The 16112-nt window shown below is 51.1% G+C and carries 8 protein-coding genes; 7 read left to right on the top strand and 1 reads right to left on the bottom strand.

Going from position 1 to position 16112, the window contains the following annotated elements:
• Window positions 1-1167: 1167 nt before the first annotated feature.
• Window positions 1168-3831, bottom strand: a complete 2664-nt coding sequence (locus tag MKY59_RS16085; protein ID WP_339272301.1) for a chitobiase/beta-hexosaminidase C-terminal domain-containing protein — start codon at window positions 3829-3831, stop codon at window positions 1168-1170.
• A 311-nt stretch (window positions 3832-4142) separates the two neighbouring features.
• On the opposite strand from MKY59_RS16085, the gene MKY59_RS16080 reads away from it, so the two are divergent.
• The 7 genes from MKY59_RS16080 (at window position 4143) to MKY59_RS16050 (ending at window position 16069) form a co-directional block, all read left to right on the top strand.
• Window positions 4143-5501 carry a glycoside hydrolase family 140 protein gene (locus MKY59_RS16080; RefSeq protein WP_339272299.1) on the top strand — a complete coding sequence of 453 codons (1359 nt, stop codon included), beginning with the start codon at window positions 4143-4145 and terminating at the stop codon, window positions 5499-5501.
• A 3-nt stretch (window positions 5502-5504) separates the two neighbouring features.
• Window positions 5505-7127 carry a response regulator gene (locus tag MKY59_RS16075; protein ID WP_236412759.1) on the top strand — a complete coding sequence of 541 codons (1623 nt, stop codon included), beginning with the start codon at window positions 5505-5507 and terminating at the stop codon, window positions 7125-7127.
• Complete coding sequence (locus MKY59_RS16070; protein ID WP_339272296.1) at window positions 7124-8947, top strand: sensor histidine kinase; 1824 nt, start codon at window positions 7124-7126, stop codon at window positions 8945-8947. Before MKY59_RS16075 ends, MKY59_RS16070 begins: the two co-directional genes overlap by 4 nt.
• A 251-nt stretch (window positions 8948-9198) precedes the next feature.
• On the top strand, window positions 9199-10140 hold the full coding sequence (locus tag MKY59_RS16065; protein WP_339272294.1) for an ABC transporter permease subunit: 942 nt from the start codon (window positions 9199-9201) through the stop codon (window positions 10138-10140).
• A gap of 25 nt (window positions 10141-10165) precedes the next feature.
• Window positions 10166-11086: a carbohydrate ABC transporter permease gene (locus MKY59_RS16060; protein ID WP_339272292.1), complete on the top strand. Its 921-nt coding sequence runs from the start codon at window positions 10166-10168 to the stop codon at window positions 11084-11086.
• Window positions 11087-11165: 79 nt separating this feature from the next.
• Entirely contained in the window at window positions 11166-12914 is a 1749-nt protein-coding gene (locus MKY59_RS16055; protein ID WP_339272290.1) for an extracellular solute-binding protein, read from the top strand.
• A 104-nt stretch (window positions 12915-13018) separates the two neighbouring features.
• Complete coding sequence (locus MKY59_RS16050; protein WP_339272288.1) at window positions 13019-16069, top strand: family 78 glycoside hydrolase catalytic domain; 3051 nt, start codon at window positions 13019-13021, stop codon at window positions 16067-16069.
• Window positions 16070-16112: the final 43 nt, after the last annotated feature.

The raw sequence follows: 16112 nt of genomic DNA, 5'->3' as shown, positions 1-16112 counted from the left end.
CGTTTTCAAAGAGATAGAAGGCACATTGAGCGTGCATCATCTCCTTCCAAATGTATTTCTATTCAGAAGTATTTTCATCAAAGTTGTAAAAGCAAAGCCGATCGGCACCAGATAACTGCGCGATATAGGCAAACCGAGCAAATCCTTAAGCGTCCGATCAGATTATAGTGAGATTAAGGAAAGAGGACTATATGAGAGAGGTATTAATGATAGTGGAATCATTATAGGTCATCCATACATATATAGAAGAGCAAATGAAGGAATGGAAGGTTTCGTTTTTTGGGGGGCGTTGCGGTTGTCAAAATATCAGGAGATTGTCATGATGGAGGGCTGTCGGGTACCGAAATCTCGCTCAAAGCCTTAAGCCTAAATGGGCGCTTTTCTGGAATTGTGAAGGTTTATTAAATTGAATAATGGGAGGATACGATGTACAATTTCTATTTTAGAGTATGGATTACATCACATTAAAAGAATAAGCAAAAAATGGGGTCAATTTTTACGTTGAGCTTGTTGTGGGTGGCGCTGTTATTGACTCTGTTTTATCAAGGAGATACGGTCCGTGTGTCGTTGTTATGGAATGCGGCCGGCATAGCCGGTATTGCTGCGGTAGTGTTCGGCGTGATGTATAACGCGCTTTGGAATCATTTGACGTTGAAACCGTTCTGGAACATCGCCATCTCCTCTACGCTGAACCTCATTGGACAGTATGGTTGTTCTCGAAGGAGATATTTGAACTCATCGCGCCGTGGTTCCCGGGAATGTGGCTCTTTTCCATCGAAGGGCCAGTCTAAGACTTTAAGATCTTAAACTGGCCGTTGCTTATTATATGGAATCAGTCTAAACTAGTTTCTTCAACTTGAGGCAATGACTTCACTTTGAGATATGTGTTGGCACATTTGCATTCTGAGCGGCAGCTTTCAAGTTAATGGCGTAGCTGCTCGCAGGAAACGTCAGCGACTGATGAAATGAACCTTGAACGCCATGTTGACTTCTAACAAATGCAGCCTGAACCCCGGCGGGTACTGGAGTAGAAGTTACGCTGCTGCCACCGCGCAACATCCTTGCCTAATCAATAAAAGCTCCATCCAGCAACTACCCCGCTCAACGTGCCTGACGGATCGGTTAACCACAGGGGACTCAAAGCTCGAATTGGCGATATATGGGGTCTTAGGGGGTCTGTGGAAACGCAATTCGTACATCGTCAATAAAAGCCGTATTGTCACCTTGAGTCGTTGTGGCTACGAACTTGATCGTATGTTTTCCGCCAGCCGTCTCGAAGGGCTCTGTGCGGAAGGTCTGGAAGTTGCCGGATTCAGGCTGATACGAACCGATGATTTGATCATCGAAATAGATGTCAAAGGACTGGGTGCCGCCAAAGCTGGTGCGTTTGGCCGCCTTGAACGACATTTGGTACGTTCCCGGCTTGAAATGGATCGACTGGCTTATCGTGCCGGAGACGCCGCCATCCGTTTTCAGATAACCTGTCTGCACACCTTGGGGCGCGGCAGTGGCCTGGAATGCACCGTTGTTATGCTGCACGCCGGAGCGGCTGTCGAACACCCATCCGTTGGTCATAGGTCCCGGTCTGGCCGAAGTGGTAGCCGGTTTTTCAAAACCGGCGTTGAAGAGCGTGACTACCGGAAGCTCATCCGGAATTTCGGGGTTAACAAAGCATCGCTTGTCTACGCCCGGAATCGGATCGCCGAGAATGGCGCTTGTACAAGCAACGCCGTTTTCCTGAATGGAATAATTAAATAATCCGTCTGCACCGTAAGCGACAACCGCTTTACCCTGAAAATAACACTCTCCACCGTTTTCGACCATGCACAGCTTATACCCGTCCGGTGCGCTGCTGATCTGTCCGATCTGATACAGGGAGGATACCGTGCCTGAGGGTTGCATACCATCTTTGAACGCTTTGGCTTTATAGAGTGCAAGTGAACCTTCGTTCAGCACAATCGGTCTGACATACAGGGAGGACTGGGCCGTAGGTTCGCTGCCGTCTGTCGTATACCGAATTTGCGCTCCGCTCGTCGCCGTCTCCAGATAGAGCACTTCGGAGCTAGGGAATATGTGCCGATCCAGGCTGAATGTTGGAACTTCGACTTTATCCGCCTGTGACGCAGGAAGGACGCGTACGAGGGCGACGCCATACGCCGATGGATCGGCCGTGCTGGTCGCGCGAACCGCAATCATCGTTTCATCCGTCACCTGTGGTGCCTGATATACGCCGCTGCTACGGTTAATGGTGCCGTTGTTTTGTCCAACGACGCTCCAAGTCACACTTCCGGTATTATCGATTACTTCTGCCCCAAGCGTGATGGAATCACCTGAGCGGACAGTAGGATTTACTTCATCCAGCTTGACTTGGGTCTCGGCAGGCCGGGTCGTGTAGATGATCACATTGTAATCTCCATCCACGTCGCGGTCTGTCAGCGAAGTTCCTCCTGGAAAGGTTGCTGCAACCGGAGGAAGAACCGCATTGGCTTCTTGAACAATATCGTTGTTGTATTCAAATTTACGGAACGTCTGGTTGACCGCAGTACTGCCAAAATCGAGCGTGATCTCTTTTTCCGTGCCGGCTTTGGCCTCTACGAGCACGGTATAATTGCCGTCGTCGCCTCTGAACGCCGCAGCGCGTACGTCGGTCGAACCGCCCGTATCCACAGCCAGAACCTCGCTGTGCTCAGGAATATAACGATTCAGCATGCCTGCGATATAAAATGTTTTGCGAGGAGTCAGCCCCAGTACCAGCGCATCCCACATCGTATATGTTCCGTTCGTTCCGCCGGTAGGATCATTGGTCCAAACCCCGTTTAACTGCCACATGAGAGCTGATTTCACGCCCATATTGGCGGTTTGAATGACCGAGTTTGCATAACCCGCATCCCAATTGCTCGCCTGATCATCTGCCCAGCCGAATTCGGTCAGATGAAGCGGCTTGTCGCCGACATACTGTTTCCGCAACGCAAAGGCATTCCCGAGTCCTTCATATGATTCCCCATATACATGGAAGCTGTATCCGTCGATGGCATCATCCGCATGTTGTTTCATGTACTCAATCCAGGCCGGAGCGCCCGTTTCTTCGGGACCCCAGATTTCGATCAGATCGCGTAGACCGTCCGCAGTCAGCCTGGCACTCGTTTTATTAACCATTTCGGCATAATAGGCTTTCTGGTCACCGGGAGCCTCAAAGTCCCAACTGCCGTTCGGTTCGTTATAAAACGTCAAATATTTCACGTTGTCGTAACCGCGGTTCAGTATCAACTCCTCCAGCAGGGCAGAGGCGGAAGCCGCATAAGCATCCAGGTCAGCAGGCGCACTTGTCCATGGATCTATCCCCGGAATGGTAAACCAGTCATGCACCGTTGATCCCACTTTCCAGCCAAAGTTCAGCTCGATTTCGGTTCCGGCAGCCTTGAAGGCGTCCAGGTATTTGTAGAAAGCTTTCATTTTGGCGCTGTCCCACGTATAGTTTCCTTTCACAGGCTCCATCCAGTCGATCTGAAACCACACTCTGGCCACCTTGGGCTGAATGGTCTGAATTCGCTTGTTGTCTACCTCCCAGTGGGCTTCCGTATACCCGTATTGCGTTTGCCCGGGCATCAGGGCCGTGGGAATGGTGTTGACGCCAACGCCGAGAAAATCATCCTGAATCACATCATTCGTATCAATCGTAATCGTGTGGCTGGTACTGTTAAGGTTCTGGTTCTGGCTCTGATTCTGATTGGCGTAAATTACGGAAGGAGCGGGAGCAAACGAAGCGAGCATGGTGGATATAAGGAGCGGAATTCCCCAGCGTGAAGCTAAACGACCGGATCTACTTTTCATCTCAGCTCTCCTTTTTCATGGTTTACCGCAAAGGTCAATCCATGAGGTGGTTTCATGTCAGTCGACTTGCGGCACTTAAAATGATAGCGTTTACAATAAAAGTCAGATTTGAATTATCCATTGAAACGGTTGAAAAAATAGCGGCTGTGGTTGAACAAAACGAAGCCGGGTTGAACGATTCTGCTCGGTAAAGGCCCTTTACGAAAACAAATGTGCATTTTATGCTTTTCATTAGAGAGTGATTCGTCAGAAACATGAATGATCGCCATAGCAACGCCCATGGAACTGTAAAACAGGGAGGGTCCAATAACATGTCCACCAATCCACAATCTGCCATCACTGCGCTTCGGGTTTCCGACAACGGTCGCTATCTGGAAACGTCGGAAGGAGTCCCTTTTTTTTGGCTCGGCGACACGGCTTGGGAACTTCTGCACCGTTTGAACCGGAAAGAGAGCGAACTGTACCTCCGTACAAGGGCCGAACAGCGTTTCACAGTCATTCAAACGGTGCTGCTGGCCGAGTTCAGCGGTACCACAACGGGCAATGCTCAAGGCAGACTGCCTTTTCATATGGACGAGAATGGTCAACCTGATCCAGCCCATCCGGATACCGATGGACCTTACTCCTATTGGGATCATGTGGACGCCATGCTGAAACTTGCAGGCAGCCTTGGGCTGTATGTTGCACTGCTCCCGACTTGGGGTGACAAGTTCAACAAGAAGTGGGGGAAAGGGCCGGAAATATTTACACCGGAAACGGCCTTTGATTACGGAAAATGGCTGGGTGAGCGATACGCTGAATATCCTCAGATTATCTGGGTACTGGGGGGAGACCGTCCACTGGAGACGAAGCGCCATTTCGACATCGTCACGTCCATGGCACAGGGGCTGAAACAAGGTGGTGCCCGGCAGCTTATGGCTTTCCATCCACCGGGATGCGATTCATCTTCCCGCCAACTTCATGATGAGTCATGGCTTGATTTCAACATGATTCAATCCGGACACGGAGAGCGGGAGATTACCAATGATAGACGTGTGCAGCAAGATTATGAGCGCAAGCCGGTGAAACCCACGCTTGATGCCGAGCCATGTTACGAGGATATTCCTGTCGGGTTCCGGGGTGAACAGGGCTATTTCGATGCGGCGGATGTGAGGAAAGCTGCGTATTACGCTTTATTTGCCGGCGCGCTGGGTCATACGTATGGACACCATTCGATATGGTCAATGTACCAAGGTCCGCATGATCTCATTGAATCGAACAGCGAAGGCGATTATTTCATTATGCCATGGCTTGAAGCACTGCATCGTCCGGGAGCAAAGCAGATGAGCCATGCGCGTGCATTGCTCGAAGGGGAGCTGGGCCCGGATTGGAGACCCAATTCGAATCTGATTCATCAGAACCGTGCAGGCGCGAATCAAGCCGTTGCTGCGCAGAATAAATATAACGCTTACATTTATCTGCCCAATGGCTTGTACGTTGACGTCGTCATGGGGTATATTGAGGGCAAGCAAGCGAATGCCATGTGGTTTTGCCCCAGAACAGGAGATACGACCAAGGTTTCTTCAGATTCAGATTCAGATTCTACAATACCGAATCAAGGCATTCAACGTTTTGCAGCCCCAACCAGCGGAAGAGGGAATGACTGGATTTTGATTTTGAAGGGGGTCTAATGCATGTATAAGGTGATGATCGTCGAGGATGAAATGCTCGTTCGCATCGGACTGAAAAATTCCGTCGAATGGAGCAAATTCGGGTTGGAGGTCACTGCCGATTTCCCGGATGGCCTGGCCGCATGGGATTATTATGAACGCGAGAAACCCGACGTGGTCATTACCGATATCAGTATGCCAAGAATGGATGGCATGGAACTGATCTCCAACATCCGCAAGCAAGACAAACATACACGCGTCGTTGTGCTGTCATGTCTCGAAGAGTTTGAGCTGGCCCGCAAAGCACTGACGCTGGACGTGTCCAGCTATATTCTGAAGCTGACCATGACCGAAGAAGAGATTGAGCAGGTGCTGACAGGAGTCAGGGAAGAGCTGGATCAGCAGCATACCCCGCCTCAACCGCAAGGCAGGACAGGGACGGCGTCTCCGGATATGGAGCTTGTGAAGGAAAAGATGTTTAAAGATTTTATGTTCTATCGCATTTTCTCAACGGAGGAATTCGCCAGGTTCGTCTCGGAGAGCGGTCTGCGCCTTTCGCCCGTTCGTCTTGTCGTGTGCGTAATGGAAGTGGACCGTTATGCCTCGCTCAAGGAACGTTTTCGGGATGAACACGGCCATTTGGTCAAGATGTCGCTGTTAAACATTTTAAGCGAGATCATGTCCGGTTATAAACGGGGAGAGGCGGTTCAGATCAACGACCGGCATTACGCGCTTGTATTGCATTTTGCCGATATGTTGTCCGAACAAGCCATCGTGCAGGAGCTTCGTCAGTTGCTCGAACATGTTCAGGATACGATTCGTCATTATTTCAACAGTACCGTTTCGTTCGGGATCAGCAGCATCAACGGAGGTTATGATTCGCTGCCGAGACAATATGCCGAAGCACAGCGCGCATTGCAGCGTAAATTCATCACCGGCCCGGGACAACATCATCAAGGAATAGGGCGTGCGGACCATTCGGGCGTGCTTGGGCGACTTGAACGGCTTCGAGGCCACACACCTATTCGGGAATTGCTTCCGTCGCTTAAACAGAAAGAATACGACGAATTCCTGGATGAGATTGAACGCGGCATGAACGAAGAGCGAAAATCAATGGAGATCACCATTTACCAGCTTGTGCAATGGATTAATACGAATGTATACGATCATAACAATGAGAAAACGCTGCTGCTCAGCATGAACGAAAAGTTGGAAACCTGTGACACGATGCCGGATATGCTTGACCAGGTCCTTATCTATATTGACACCTTGGTTGAATTGATTCGCAAACGCTTACAAATGAGTGATGAGATTACCCGCGCCATTGAGTACATCAAGCGTCATTATACCGAAAACATCAGTCTCCAGATGGTTGCAGATCATGTAGGTCTAAGCATGGGGTATCTCAGCAACCTGTTCCGGAGAGAGCTGCAGATCACTTATATTGATTATGTGAACCGTTATCGGATTGAACGTGCCAAGGACCTGCTTGCCCAAAACCAACTGCGCTCTTCCGATGTGCCGGCTCTGGTCGGCTTTTCGCCCGAATATACGTATTTTAGCAAGGTATTCAAAAAGATCACAGGTCTTAATCCGAACGAATACCGCCGCCAAACGACGCTCAAAGACAGAGGGTGCCATGAATGAGGACATCCGTCAAATCCCTGTTTGTCTCCAGACAGCTCCGAACACAGCTTATTCTGTATATTATGGTCATCAGCCTCGCCGTACTGGCGGGGGCTTCTTATTTTATTTATTCCTTTATGCAGAACATGATCAAAATCCAGAACGAACGGTTGCTCTACCAGCAATTCCAACAGCTTGACCATAACATAGGCGGCCTGGTGAAAGAGATCGATCGCTTATCCATGCTTTTTCTGCGGGATGATCACATTCAGCAGTTTTTGTACAAAATTTCGGAGAAAACGGAAGAGGAATTTCTCGAATCGAAAAACGACGTGCAGCGGGTGATCGCCGATTTCATCGACAACTACAACTATATTGACTCGATTTATATTACGGCGAACAATCTCGGGGCAGTAGGAGCAAGTCAGAAGCGGACGCTCGTTTACGATCGGGAAGCATGGCAGGAGAGCTTTTTTACTTCTGAGCCCTTCCGTCAAACGCTTGAACAGTATCCTCATCTGGTTATCCATTCCGGGATCAAGAAATCGTTCTACAATCCGTATCTGACCGGAGAAAACGATGGTTACCTGATCAGCCTGATGCGGGGCACGCGTGCCATCTATGATCCAACAACAAGCGCCACGCTGATTTTTAATATCGATGAACGGTATCTGTCATCCATCTATGCGACGGCGCTGAACAGTGAAGAAGGCGATATGTATATCGCCAGCGCTGACGGAACAATCATTTCGGCCAGTGAGGCGGATCGGGTAGGTACGCAGAGCCACTTCAAACCGGGTGCGGAACTGACGGACGGAGCTTACGGAAGCCTGGATGACGAAAAGGCCGGACGCAGCATGCAGGTTGTATATTACAAACTCCATGATGGCGGTTGGTACCTGCTGAAAGAAATTCCGCTCAGCCAGTACGCAGACCAGATTCTAGGCGTTCAACGAATGCTTGTACTGGTGTTCACGATCAGTGTGCTCGCGATATTCATAGCCTCCTACTTCTGGCTTCGCAAAATCATCAAACCGCTCAACCAATTGTCCGGCAAAATGAAAGACATGAGCCGCGGTGAACTCGGGGTTACCGTCGATCATGTTCCGAATAATGAGCTGGGCACGGTCATCCGCCGCTTTAATGAGATGTCGCTCAGCATGGTAGAACTGGTGAACAAAAACAATGAGATTCAGGAGAAAAAGAGGGAGCTGGAACTGGAGGCACTACAGTATCAGATTAATCCGCATTTCCTGTACAACACCCTGAACATGATCCGCTGGATGGCTGTCATTGTGAAGGCGGACAACATCGTAAATACGATTGTAGCACTGGGCAATATTTTGCGCCCCGTATTCTCCAGCAAAGACTCGATGTGTTCCCTGCGGGACGAACTGTCGTATCTGGACAATTATCTGAAGATCATTAACATGCGATTCAACAATAATATTACGTTTACGATGGACGTGGATGAAGAGTGGATGGATTGTCAGGTGCCGCGTTTTATTCTGCAGCCGCTGCTGGAAAATTCCATTGCTTCCGGCAGACAGAGCGAAGATTTTGCCATCCAGATCGGAATTACTGCCTCGGGCGACCATGACCGTCTGATGCTGAGCGTCACCGATTCCGGCGTCGGAATGGATGCAGAGAGCCTCTTCATGTTAAACGAAAAGCTGGCCAAGGGGGAATCGCCCAAATCCACCGTTGGCGGGAGCGGAATCGGACTGAATAACGTCAATAAACGGATTCGTTTGTATTATGGACCGGACTTCGGCATTCACTTCGTTCCGGCCGATCAGGGTGCTGAGGCCATCGTTACCTTGCCTGTACATCGATTATAGAAGAGGAGCTGCGGCTTCGAATGATCCATGCTCTCGTGAGCTTCGCCGGAAGGCAGCACATGAGGGCGTTTTTTTCATATTGGAGCCCTGTTTATTCGTTCAAGCGGAGCCTCAAAATTGTTCAAGTCGGCTCGCAGGGCAGCTTTGTTTTTTTCAAGCAGATCAGGGGATCTTTCATTCAAGGGTAATAAAGAAAGCGTTATCATATGAATAAGCCAAAACGAAAGCACACGCACAAAGGAGAAATTCATATGCAACGTACCAAGACCCTGAACGGCGCCGCAACCCAAAGGACCGGCAAGCTGAATCGCAAGGATGGCATGCAGCTCCTGCTTCTGGCCACGCCATTCATACTGTTTACGCTGGCCTTCAGCTATGTCCCTTTATTCGGATGGATCTACGCATTCTTTGATTACAAACCAGGCATACCGCTTCAACAAACCCCTTTTCTGGGGCTGGAAAATTTCCGCAACATGTTCGATGATCCACGGATGGGACCCGTGCTGGCGAACACGCTGGCACTGAGCTTGTTGTCCATTGCCACCGCCCCGGTACCGATGCTGCTTGCCATACTGATCTCGGAAGTTCGCTCCGGCTGGTTCAAACGGCTGGTGCAGACCGTCTCTACACTGCCGAATTATATCAGCTGGATCATCGTATTTTCCCTCGCATTCAGCATGTTCAGTACGGAGGGAGCCGTCAATTCCATCATGATGAAAACGGGGATCGGCAGTCCACCCGTGGATATCCTCGGTAACTATGACCGGGTATGGACGGTGCAAACGTTGCTGCTGCTGTGGAAGTCCGCAGGATGGAGCGCCATCATCTATCTGGCTGCCATCGTTGGCATAGACAGCGAACAGTACGATGCAGCCAAGGTGGATGGCGCCGGGCGCATGCGTACGATCTGGCACATTACGCTGCCAAGCATCATGCCGACCTTCATTGTGCTTCTGCTGCTCTCCGTCAGCAACCTGCTGTCCGCAGGGTTTGAGCAATATCTCGTGTTCAGCAACGTCATGATTGCAGACCGGATCGAAGTGCTTGACCTCTACGTATACCGGCTTGGACTTGTGACGGGCGACTACTCGTACTCGACGGCTGTGGGCATTTTCAAAACCGTAATCAGTGTTCTGCTGCTCTTCAGCGTCAACATTCTATCCAAGAAAGTTCGCGGTCAAGGCATCGTCTGACCCCAGGGAAAGGAGCAAAACAAATATGCGCACACAACCCACAGGACAGACGCTTCGTCCCGTCCGCCATACCGACTGGAAAGACCTTGCGTTCACCCTGTTTAATTACATCGTGCTGTCCCTGCTTGTCATCATCACCATTTATCCGTTCTATTATATTTTCATCTATTCGATCAGCGATCCCATCGAGGTTCAGAAAGGCGTATATTTCTGGCCAGCCGGCTTCTCCCTTGAAGCATACCAAGCGACGGTACAGTTGCCGGGCATCATGGACGCTGCCATTGTAAGTGTCTCCCGGACCGTGCTCGGAACGTTGATTACGGTGTTCAGCTGTTCCTTCTTTGCCTATCTCATTACCAAAGAAGAGATGCCGTTCCGCAAAATCATTTACCGTTTTGTACTGATTACCATGTACTTCAATGCAGGCTTTATCCCATGGTATCTGACCATGAAAACCTATGGATTGCAGAACAATTTCCTGCTGTACATCATTCCAAGCGCGATGTCGGGCTTTAACATCATTTTGATCAAAACGTTCATCGAACAGCTGCCCGCATCCCTGGAGGAATCGGCCAAAATCGATGGGGCCGGCTACTTCCGGATCTATCGCAGCATCATTTTCCCGCTGTCAATGCCGATCATCGCCACCATTGCCGTATTCTCCGCCGTAGGTCAGTGGAATACCTGGTTCGACAACTTTTTCCTGGTGGAAAATCCGAAGCTGCAAACGTTGCAACTGGTGCTCTACAACTTCCTGAACCAGTCCAGCAACCTGTCCAATATGACGACAGAGGAGTTGACCCGCGGAGATGTTGTCCGGACGCTCACACCGCAGTCCATTCGCATGACCATTACGATGCTTGTCACGCTGCCGATTGTACTGGTGTATCCGATGCTGCAGCGGTATTTTGTCAAAGGCATCATGATGGGAGCCGTCAAGGGTTAAGGCTGAAAAATGGTGCAACCAAACCGGATTATCCGGCAATCGCCGATAATTATAGAAGAAGAAACAGGAGGGTTATGACATGAGAACTAAAAAGTCGTTCCGCCAAGTCATCGCACTGCTCATGATGACGTCTTTGCTGCTGGCAGCTTGTACGGGCAGCGGCTCGGGAACAGGCCAGACCAGCACGGGCGAAACCGGTTCGTCAGACACGGGCTCGGACAAAGACCTCGTGACGCTGCGAGTGCTCATCATGGAAACCGGATCCAAGTGGAATACGCAGCAGAACAATGAAGTGGCCGAAGCCATTGCCGAGAAGATCGGTGTCAAAATTGAATACGTTGAAGCAGACGAAAACAAATTCAATGTATTGCTCGCTGGCGGCGATCTGCCCGACCTGGTGCGCACGGACGTGAACAAATATCAAAAACAACTGATTGAAGGGGATCTGATCGTTCCGCTCGACGATCTGCTCGCTACATCCGGCAAAGACATTACGGCGAACATCGGTACTGTGGTCGAATACAGCAAAAAGAACTGGAGCAACGGTACCGGCAACCTGTATTTCCTGCCTCCCCAAGTGCAATCCAAACCGGGCACTTCAATTGCGCCAATCACTATAGGCCCGACGATTCGTTGGGACTGGTACAAGGAGATTGGCACACCGGAAATGGCCACAATGGATGACTTGCTGGACGTTGTCGAAACAATTGTGGAGAAGCACCCGCAGACCGAAGACGGCAAAAAGGTGTACGGCGTGTCCATGTGGCAAGATTGGGGATTATGGCCTTATACGATTCCGCCAGTCATCTTTACCGAGAATGTAGGGGCTACAAGCGACCTGACTGCATCCAAAGTTGGCGGGAGCGACTTCATCAGCAACTTGACCGACGAGTCCTCCAACTTCTGGACTGCACTGGACTTCTATAACAAGGCTCAACGCAGAGGATTGCTCGATCCGGATTCCCTGACGATGAAGAACAATGACTACATGGCAAAGGCAACTGCAGGACAGATCGTTGTTGGTCCCGCCACCTGGGCGATGGGGGATTTCAATGCACAGCATGCCAATGACGGCAAAGGATATCTGGTTGTGCCTGCCGGCAAACTGGCCTGGACGGGTGCAGTCAATCCGCTCGGATGGCAGGATAAAGCCTACAGCATATCCAAAACATCAAAACATCCTGAAAAAGCGATGGAATTCCTCAATTATATTTACTCTTATGAGGGTGCACGCACCATGTATAACGGCGTAGAAGGCAAGCACTGGAAGATGGTGGACGGCAAACCGACACTCACGGACGAAACACTCGCATTGAAAGCAGCAGGCGGAGCTCCCTACGAAGCAACCGGACTTTCGCTGGATCGCAACATCATCGGTCTTGGCGGCAACATGATCAATCCCGTTGACAAGATGCCGGTCGACCTCTTTACCTCGGAGGAGGCGCTGTCCAAAGCGGCCACCCCGCTTGAGAAAGATTTTGCAGAACACTATGGCGCTTCTTACTCGGGAGAGGTATTCAAAAAATTGATCGATGAAGGCAAACTAAATACGTTCACCACCTGGATGAATGGCATGACGGACGAGGAGATCGTGCAGCGCAACACCGTTCCGGGCGTAACCCTGGACGACAAGCTGAAGAAACAGGAAGCCGAACTTAAAGAGCTGGCTGCGCGCGAAGCGGCCAAAGTTATTCTTTCCAAGGATGAACAGGCATTCGAAGCAAATAAACAGGCTGCGCTTGCGGCATTCAAAAAAGCAGGAGCAGATGAGTTTACGGCCTGGTATAACGCCGAAGTGCAGCGGCTTCGTCAAGCCCACGGGCTGTAATACGACTTCGCTCGCAACGGCAAGCGTCATGAAGAGGGGCTAAAGCTGTGAAGTTTTAGCTCCTTATTATTGAAACATACAGGGGAACGGGAGTTGATGCAGCAATGGATCACATTTTATCGACTGGCGGGTGGGATCTGCCGACGGAACGGAAAGGAAGCGCTGTTCAGACGGAAGCATTCACGTGGCGCGCCTCATGGATCTGGGGAGAAGGCGAGGACTGGCCGCGCAACGAATGGCGTTGTTTTCGCCGGGAATTCGAATTGCATCATTGGGAGTATGGAAGCGCCGAGGTAACCATCACAGCAGATGCCAGATATGTGTTATATGTCAACGGTGTACTGTGCGGAAGAGGACCCAATCGCTCTTGGCCTTCTGAACTTAACTATCACGTGCATGAAGTGGGCCATCTGCTGCATTCCGGTCGTAATACACTGGCTGTACTTGTCATCAGCTATGGTGCAGCTACGTTCGCGTATCTGCCGGGAAGGGGCGGGCTTCTCGCTCAACTGGAGTCGGTTCGCTATGAGGCTGATGGGAGTTACCTGAGAAAAGAACTTATCGTGGGTACGGATGCATCCTGGCAGACGGCTCTGCATGACGGATATGAACGAAGGTCAGCGCGCATGTCCTGTCAGCTTGGTTTTGCCGAACAGGTGGATGCGCGCCGCTGGAATGATCGTTGGCAAGGAGTCGAAACCTTGCCGATCGCAGAGCACGGCGTCTGGACTCCTGTTCGCATCATCGGCACGCCTGGCGATGCGCCATGGGAATTCCTGGTTGCAAGTGACATTCCCGAACTGACGGAGCAAGAAGTATGGCCTGTCCGAGTGGAATCATTGAAAGAAGCATCTCTTGTGCCCTGGACGCATGTGCTCGATGTACGTGAAGCGATGGAGCCGACGAGCAGGATGCACGCCAATCCGGTATCCTTTGCCGGTTATGTCGCAGCGGTCATTCGCGCAAGTAGCGAAGCCGAAGCCGTTGTCGGATTTTTCAGCGCGTTCCATGCTCTTCGCGGCATCACGCTTAACGGCTCATATTATCCTGCATCAGCTATGGAGGGAGAACGGCCGCGCCGTCTTCAGCGGGTAACGTTGCAGCAGGGAGACAATCTGCTGCTGATCGAGCTGGCAGGGCAGGATCACGGCGGCGGTCTGCACTTCGGAATCGACTGCGATGTTCCGTTTACGGTTGTATCGCCATTCGATGATGCGCAAACGGGCAAAACACCGTTTGTCCTGATGGGTCCGTTTGCCACCCTCGTGCATATCGACCACCAGCCGGATCGCGATCCAATCCGTGCATATCAGGGCTTTGGCGGCAATCAGCCTCTGGACGAGAAGGCATTTCCGGATGCCGATGTATATCTGCGATGCCGCAGTTTGGCTTCCGTCCCTGAACTTGCTCCATTCCGCGGCTGGATGAAACCATTCCCCGAGAGGCTAAGCTCGGAAGCTTCAATCTTTGCGTCCAGCATCTGGAAGAGGCAGGAACAGGCGCGTCCCGTTCCTGCGGCCTTGCAGCAGGTATGCGCCGCAAGTCGGCAGCCTGCAATCGTTCCGGCAAGCTCTGCCGGAAGGAGCACGGAGCTGATTCTGGACTTTGGCCGCGAATGGTCAGGCTATCTGCGATTCGAGGTCGATGCGGCGGCCGGCACCGTCATCGACGCGTATGGCTTCGAGTATATGGACGGCGACTGGCGACAGGATACCTTTGGCGTGGATAATACGCTTCGCTATGTATGCCGCGAAGGGAGACAACGCTACGAATCGCCGATTCGGCGCGGACTTCGTTATCTCATGCTTACCATACACGGGAATGCGAGACCCGTGCGACTGTTCGGCATTACCCTTGTGCAAAGCAACTATCCGGTGGCAGAGATCGGCCGATTTCATAGTTCAGACGCGATCCTGAATGACATTTGGGAGATCAGCAAGCATACCACCCGGCTGTGCATGGAGGATACATTTGTGGATTGTCCCACGTATGAACAGGTGTTTTGGGTTGGCGACAGCCGCAATGAAGCGCTCGTGAACTACTATGTATTCGGTGCAACGGATATCGTAAAACATTGTCTGCAGCTTGTTCCGGGATCAAGCCGGCAAACGCCGCTCTATGTGGATCAGGTGCCCAGCGGCTGGAGCAGCGTGATTCCGAATTGGACGTTTTTCTGGGTCACCGCTTGCCTTGAATATGCCCGTCATACGGGAAGCAGGAACTTTGCCGCGAAAATCTGGCCCAAGGTAAAGTTCATGCTCGATCACTATATCTCACATATCGATGCCAGAGGACTATTGATCATTGAAGCCTGGAATCTGCTGGACTGGGCACCATTGGAGCAGCCGAACGACGGGACGGTCACCCATCAAAATGCGATATTTGCGCGCACGCTGGCAGACGCGGCCCAATTGGCCGAATTGGCAGGGTGCGCAGAAGACAGCCCATACTACTGTTCCGCATCGGAAAGAGTGGCCCGCGCCATAAATCGTTATCTATGGAGTGATGATCGGCAGGCTTATATGGACTGCATCCATGCCAATGGCTCTCTTTCCAGCACCTATAGTATGCAGACGCAGGTGATGGCGCTGGTTACCGGGATTGCAGCAAATGAACGAAAGGAGAAGCTCAACGCATATTTAACATCGCCGCCTGAAGATTTTGTAACCATAGGCAGTCCGTTTATGACGTTCTTCTATTATGAGGCGCTAGTGATGAACGGCAAGACGGATCATATGCTCCGGGACATGAGAGAGAAGTTTGGGGAAATGGTGAAACATGAGGCGACCACTTGCTGGGAGATGTATCCGGGATTTGCCGAGAATCGGCCCAATCCGAAATACCTGACACGCAGTCATTGCCACGCCTGGTCGGCAGCACCAGGTTACTTTTTGGGAATATCGGTGCTCGGGGTTCGCCCGATTGCAGACGGTTGGACACGAGTTCGGGTTGCTCCCCAGCCTGGCCATCTGCAATGGGCAAAAGGAGCTGTGCCTCTTCCTGGCGACGGAAGGATCGACGTGAAATGGGAGATTCGGGAAGAGGAAGGCAGCGAGTCCACATTTCATTTGGAGGTATGTGCTCCGAAAGAAATTGCAATTGTAATGGAAGCACCTGAAGGATACCGACCAGTGCTTGTACACAGGACTTTATGAGTGCACATTTAAAGCGAAACGGATCAAGAATGGAGAGTTAGCG

The sequence above is a fragment of the Paenibacillus sp. FSL W8-0426 genome (genome assembly GCF_037969725.1).
GTDB lineage: Bacteria > Bacillota > Bacilli > Paenibacillales > Paenibacillaceae > Paenibacillus > Paenibacillus hubeiensis.
This window is presented reverse-complemented; position numbering and strand designations above follow the sequence as displayed.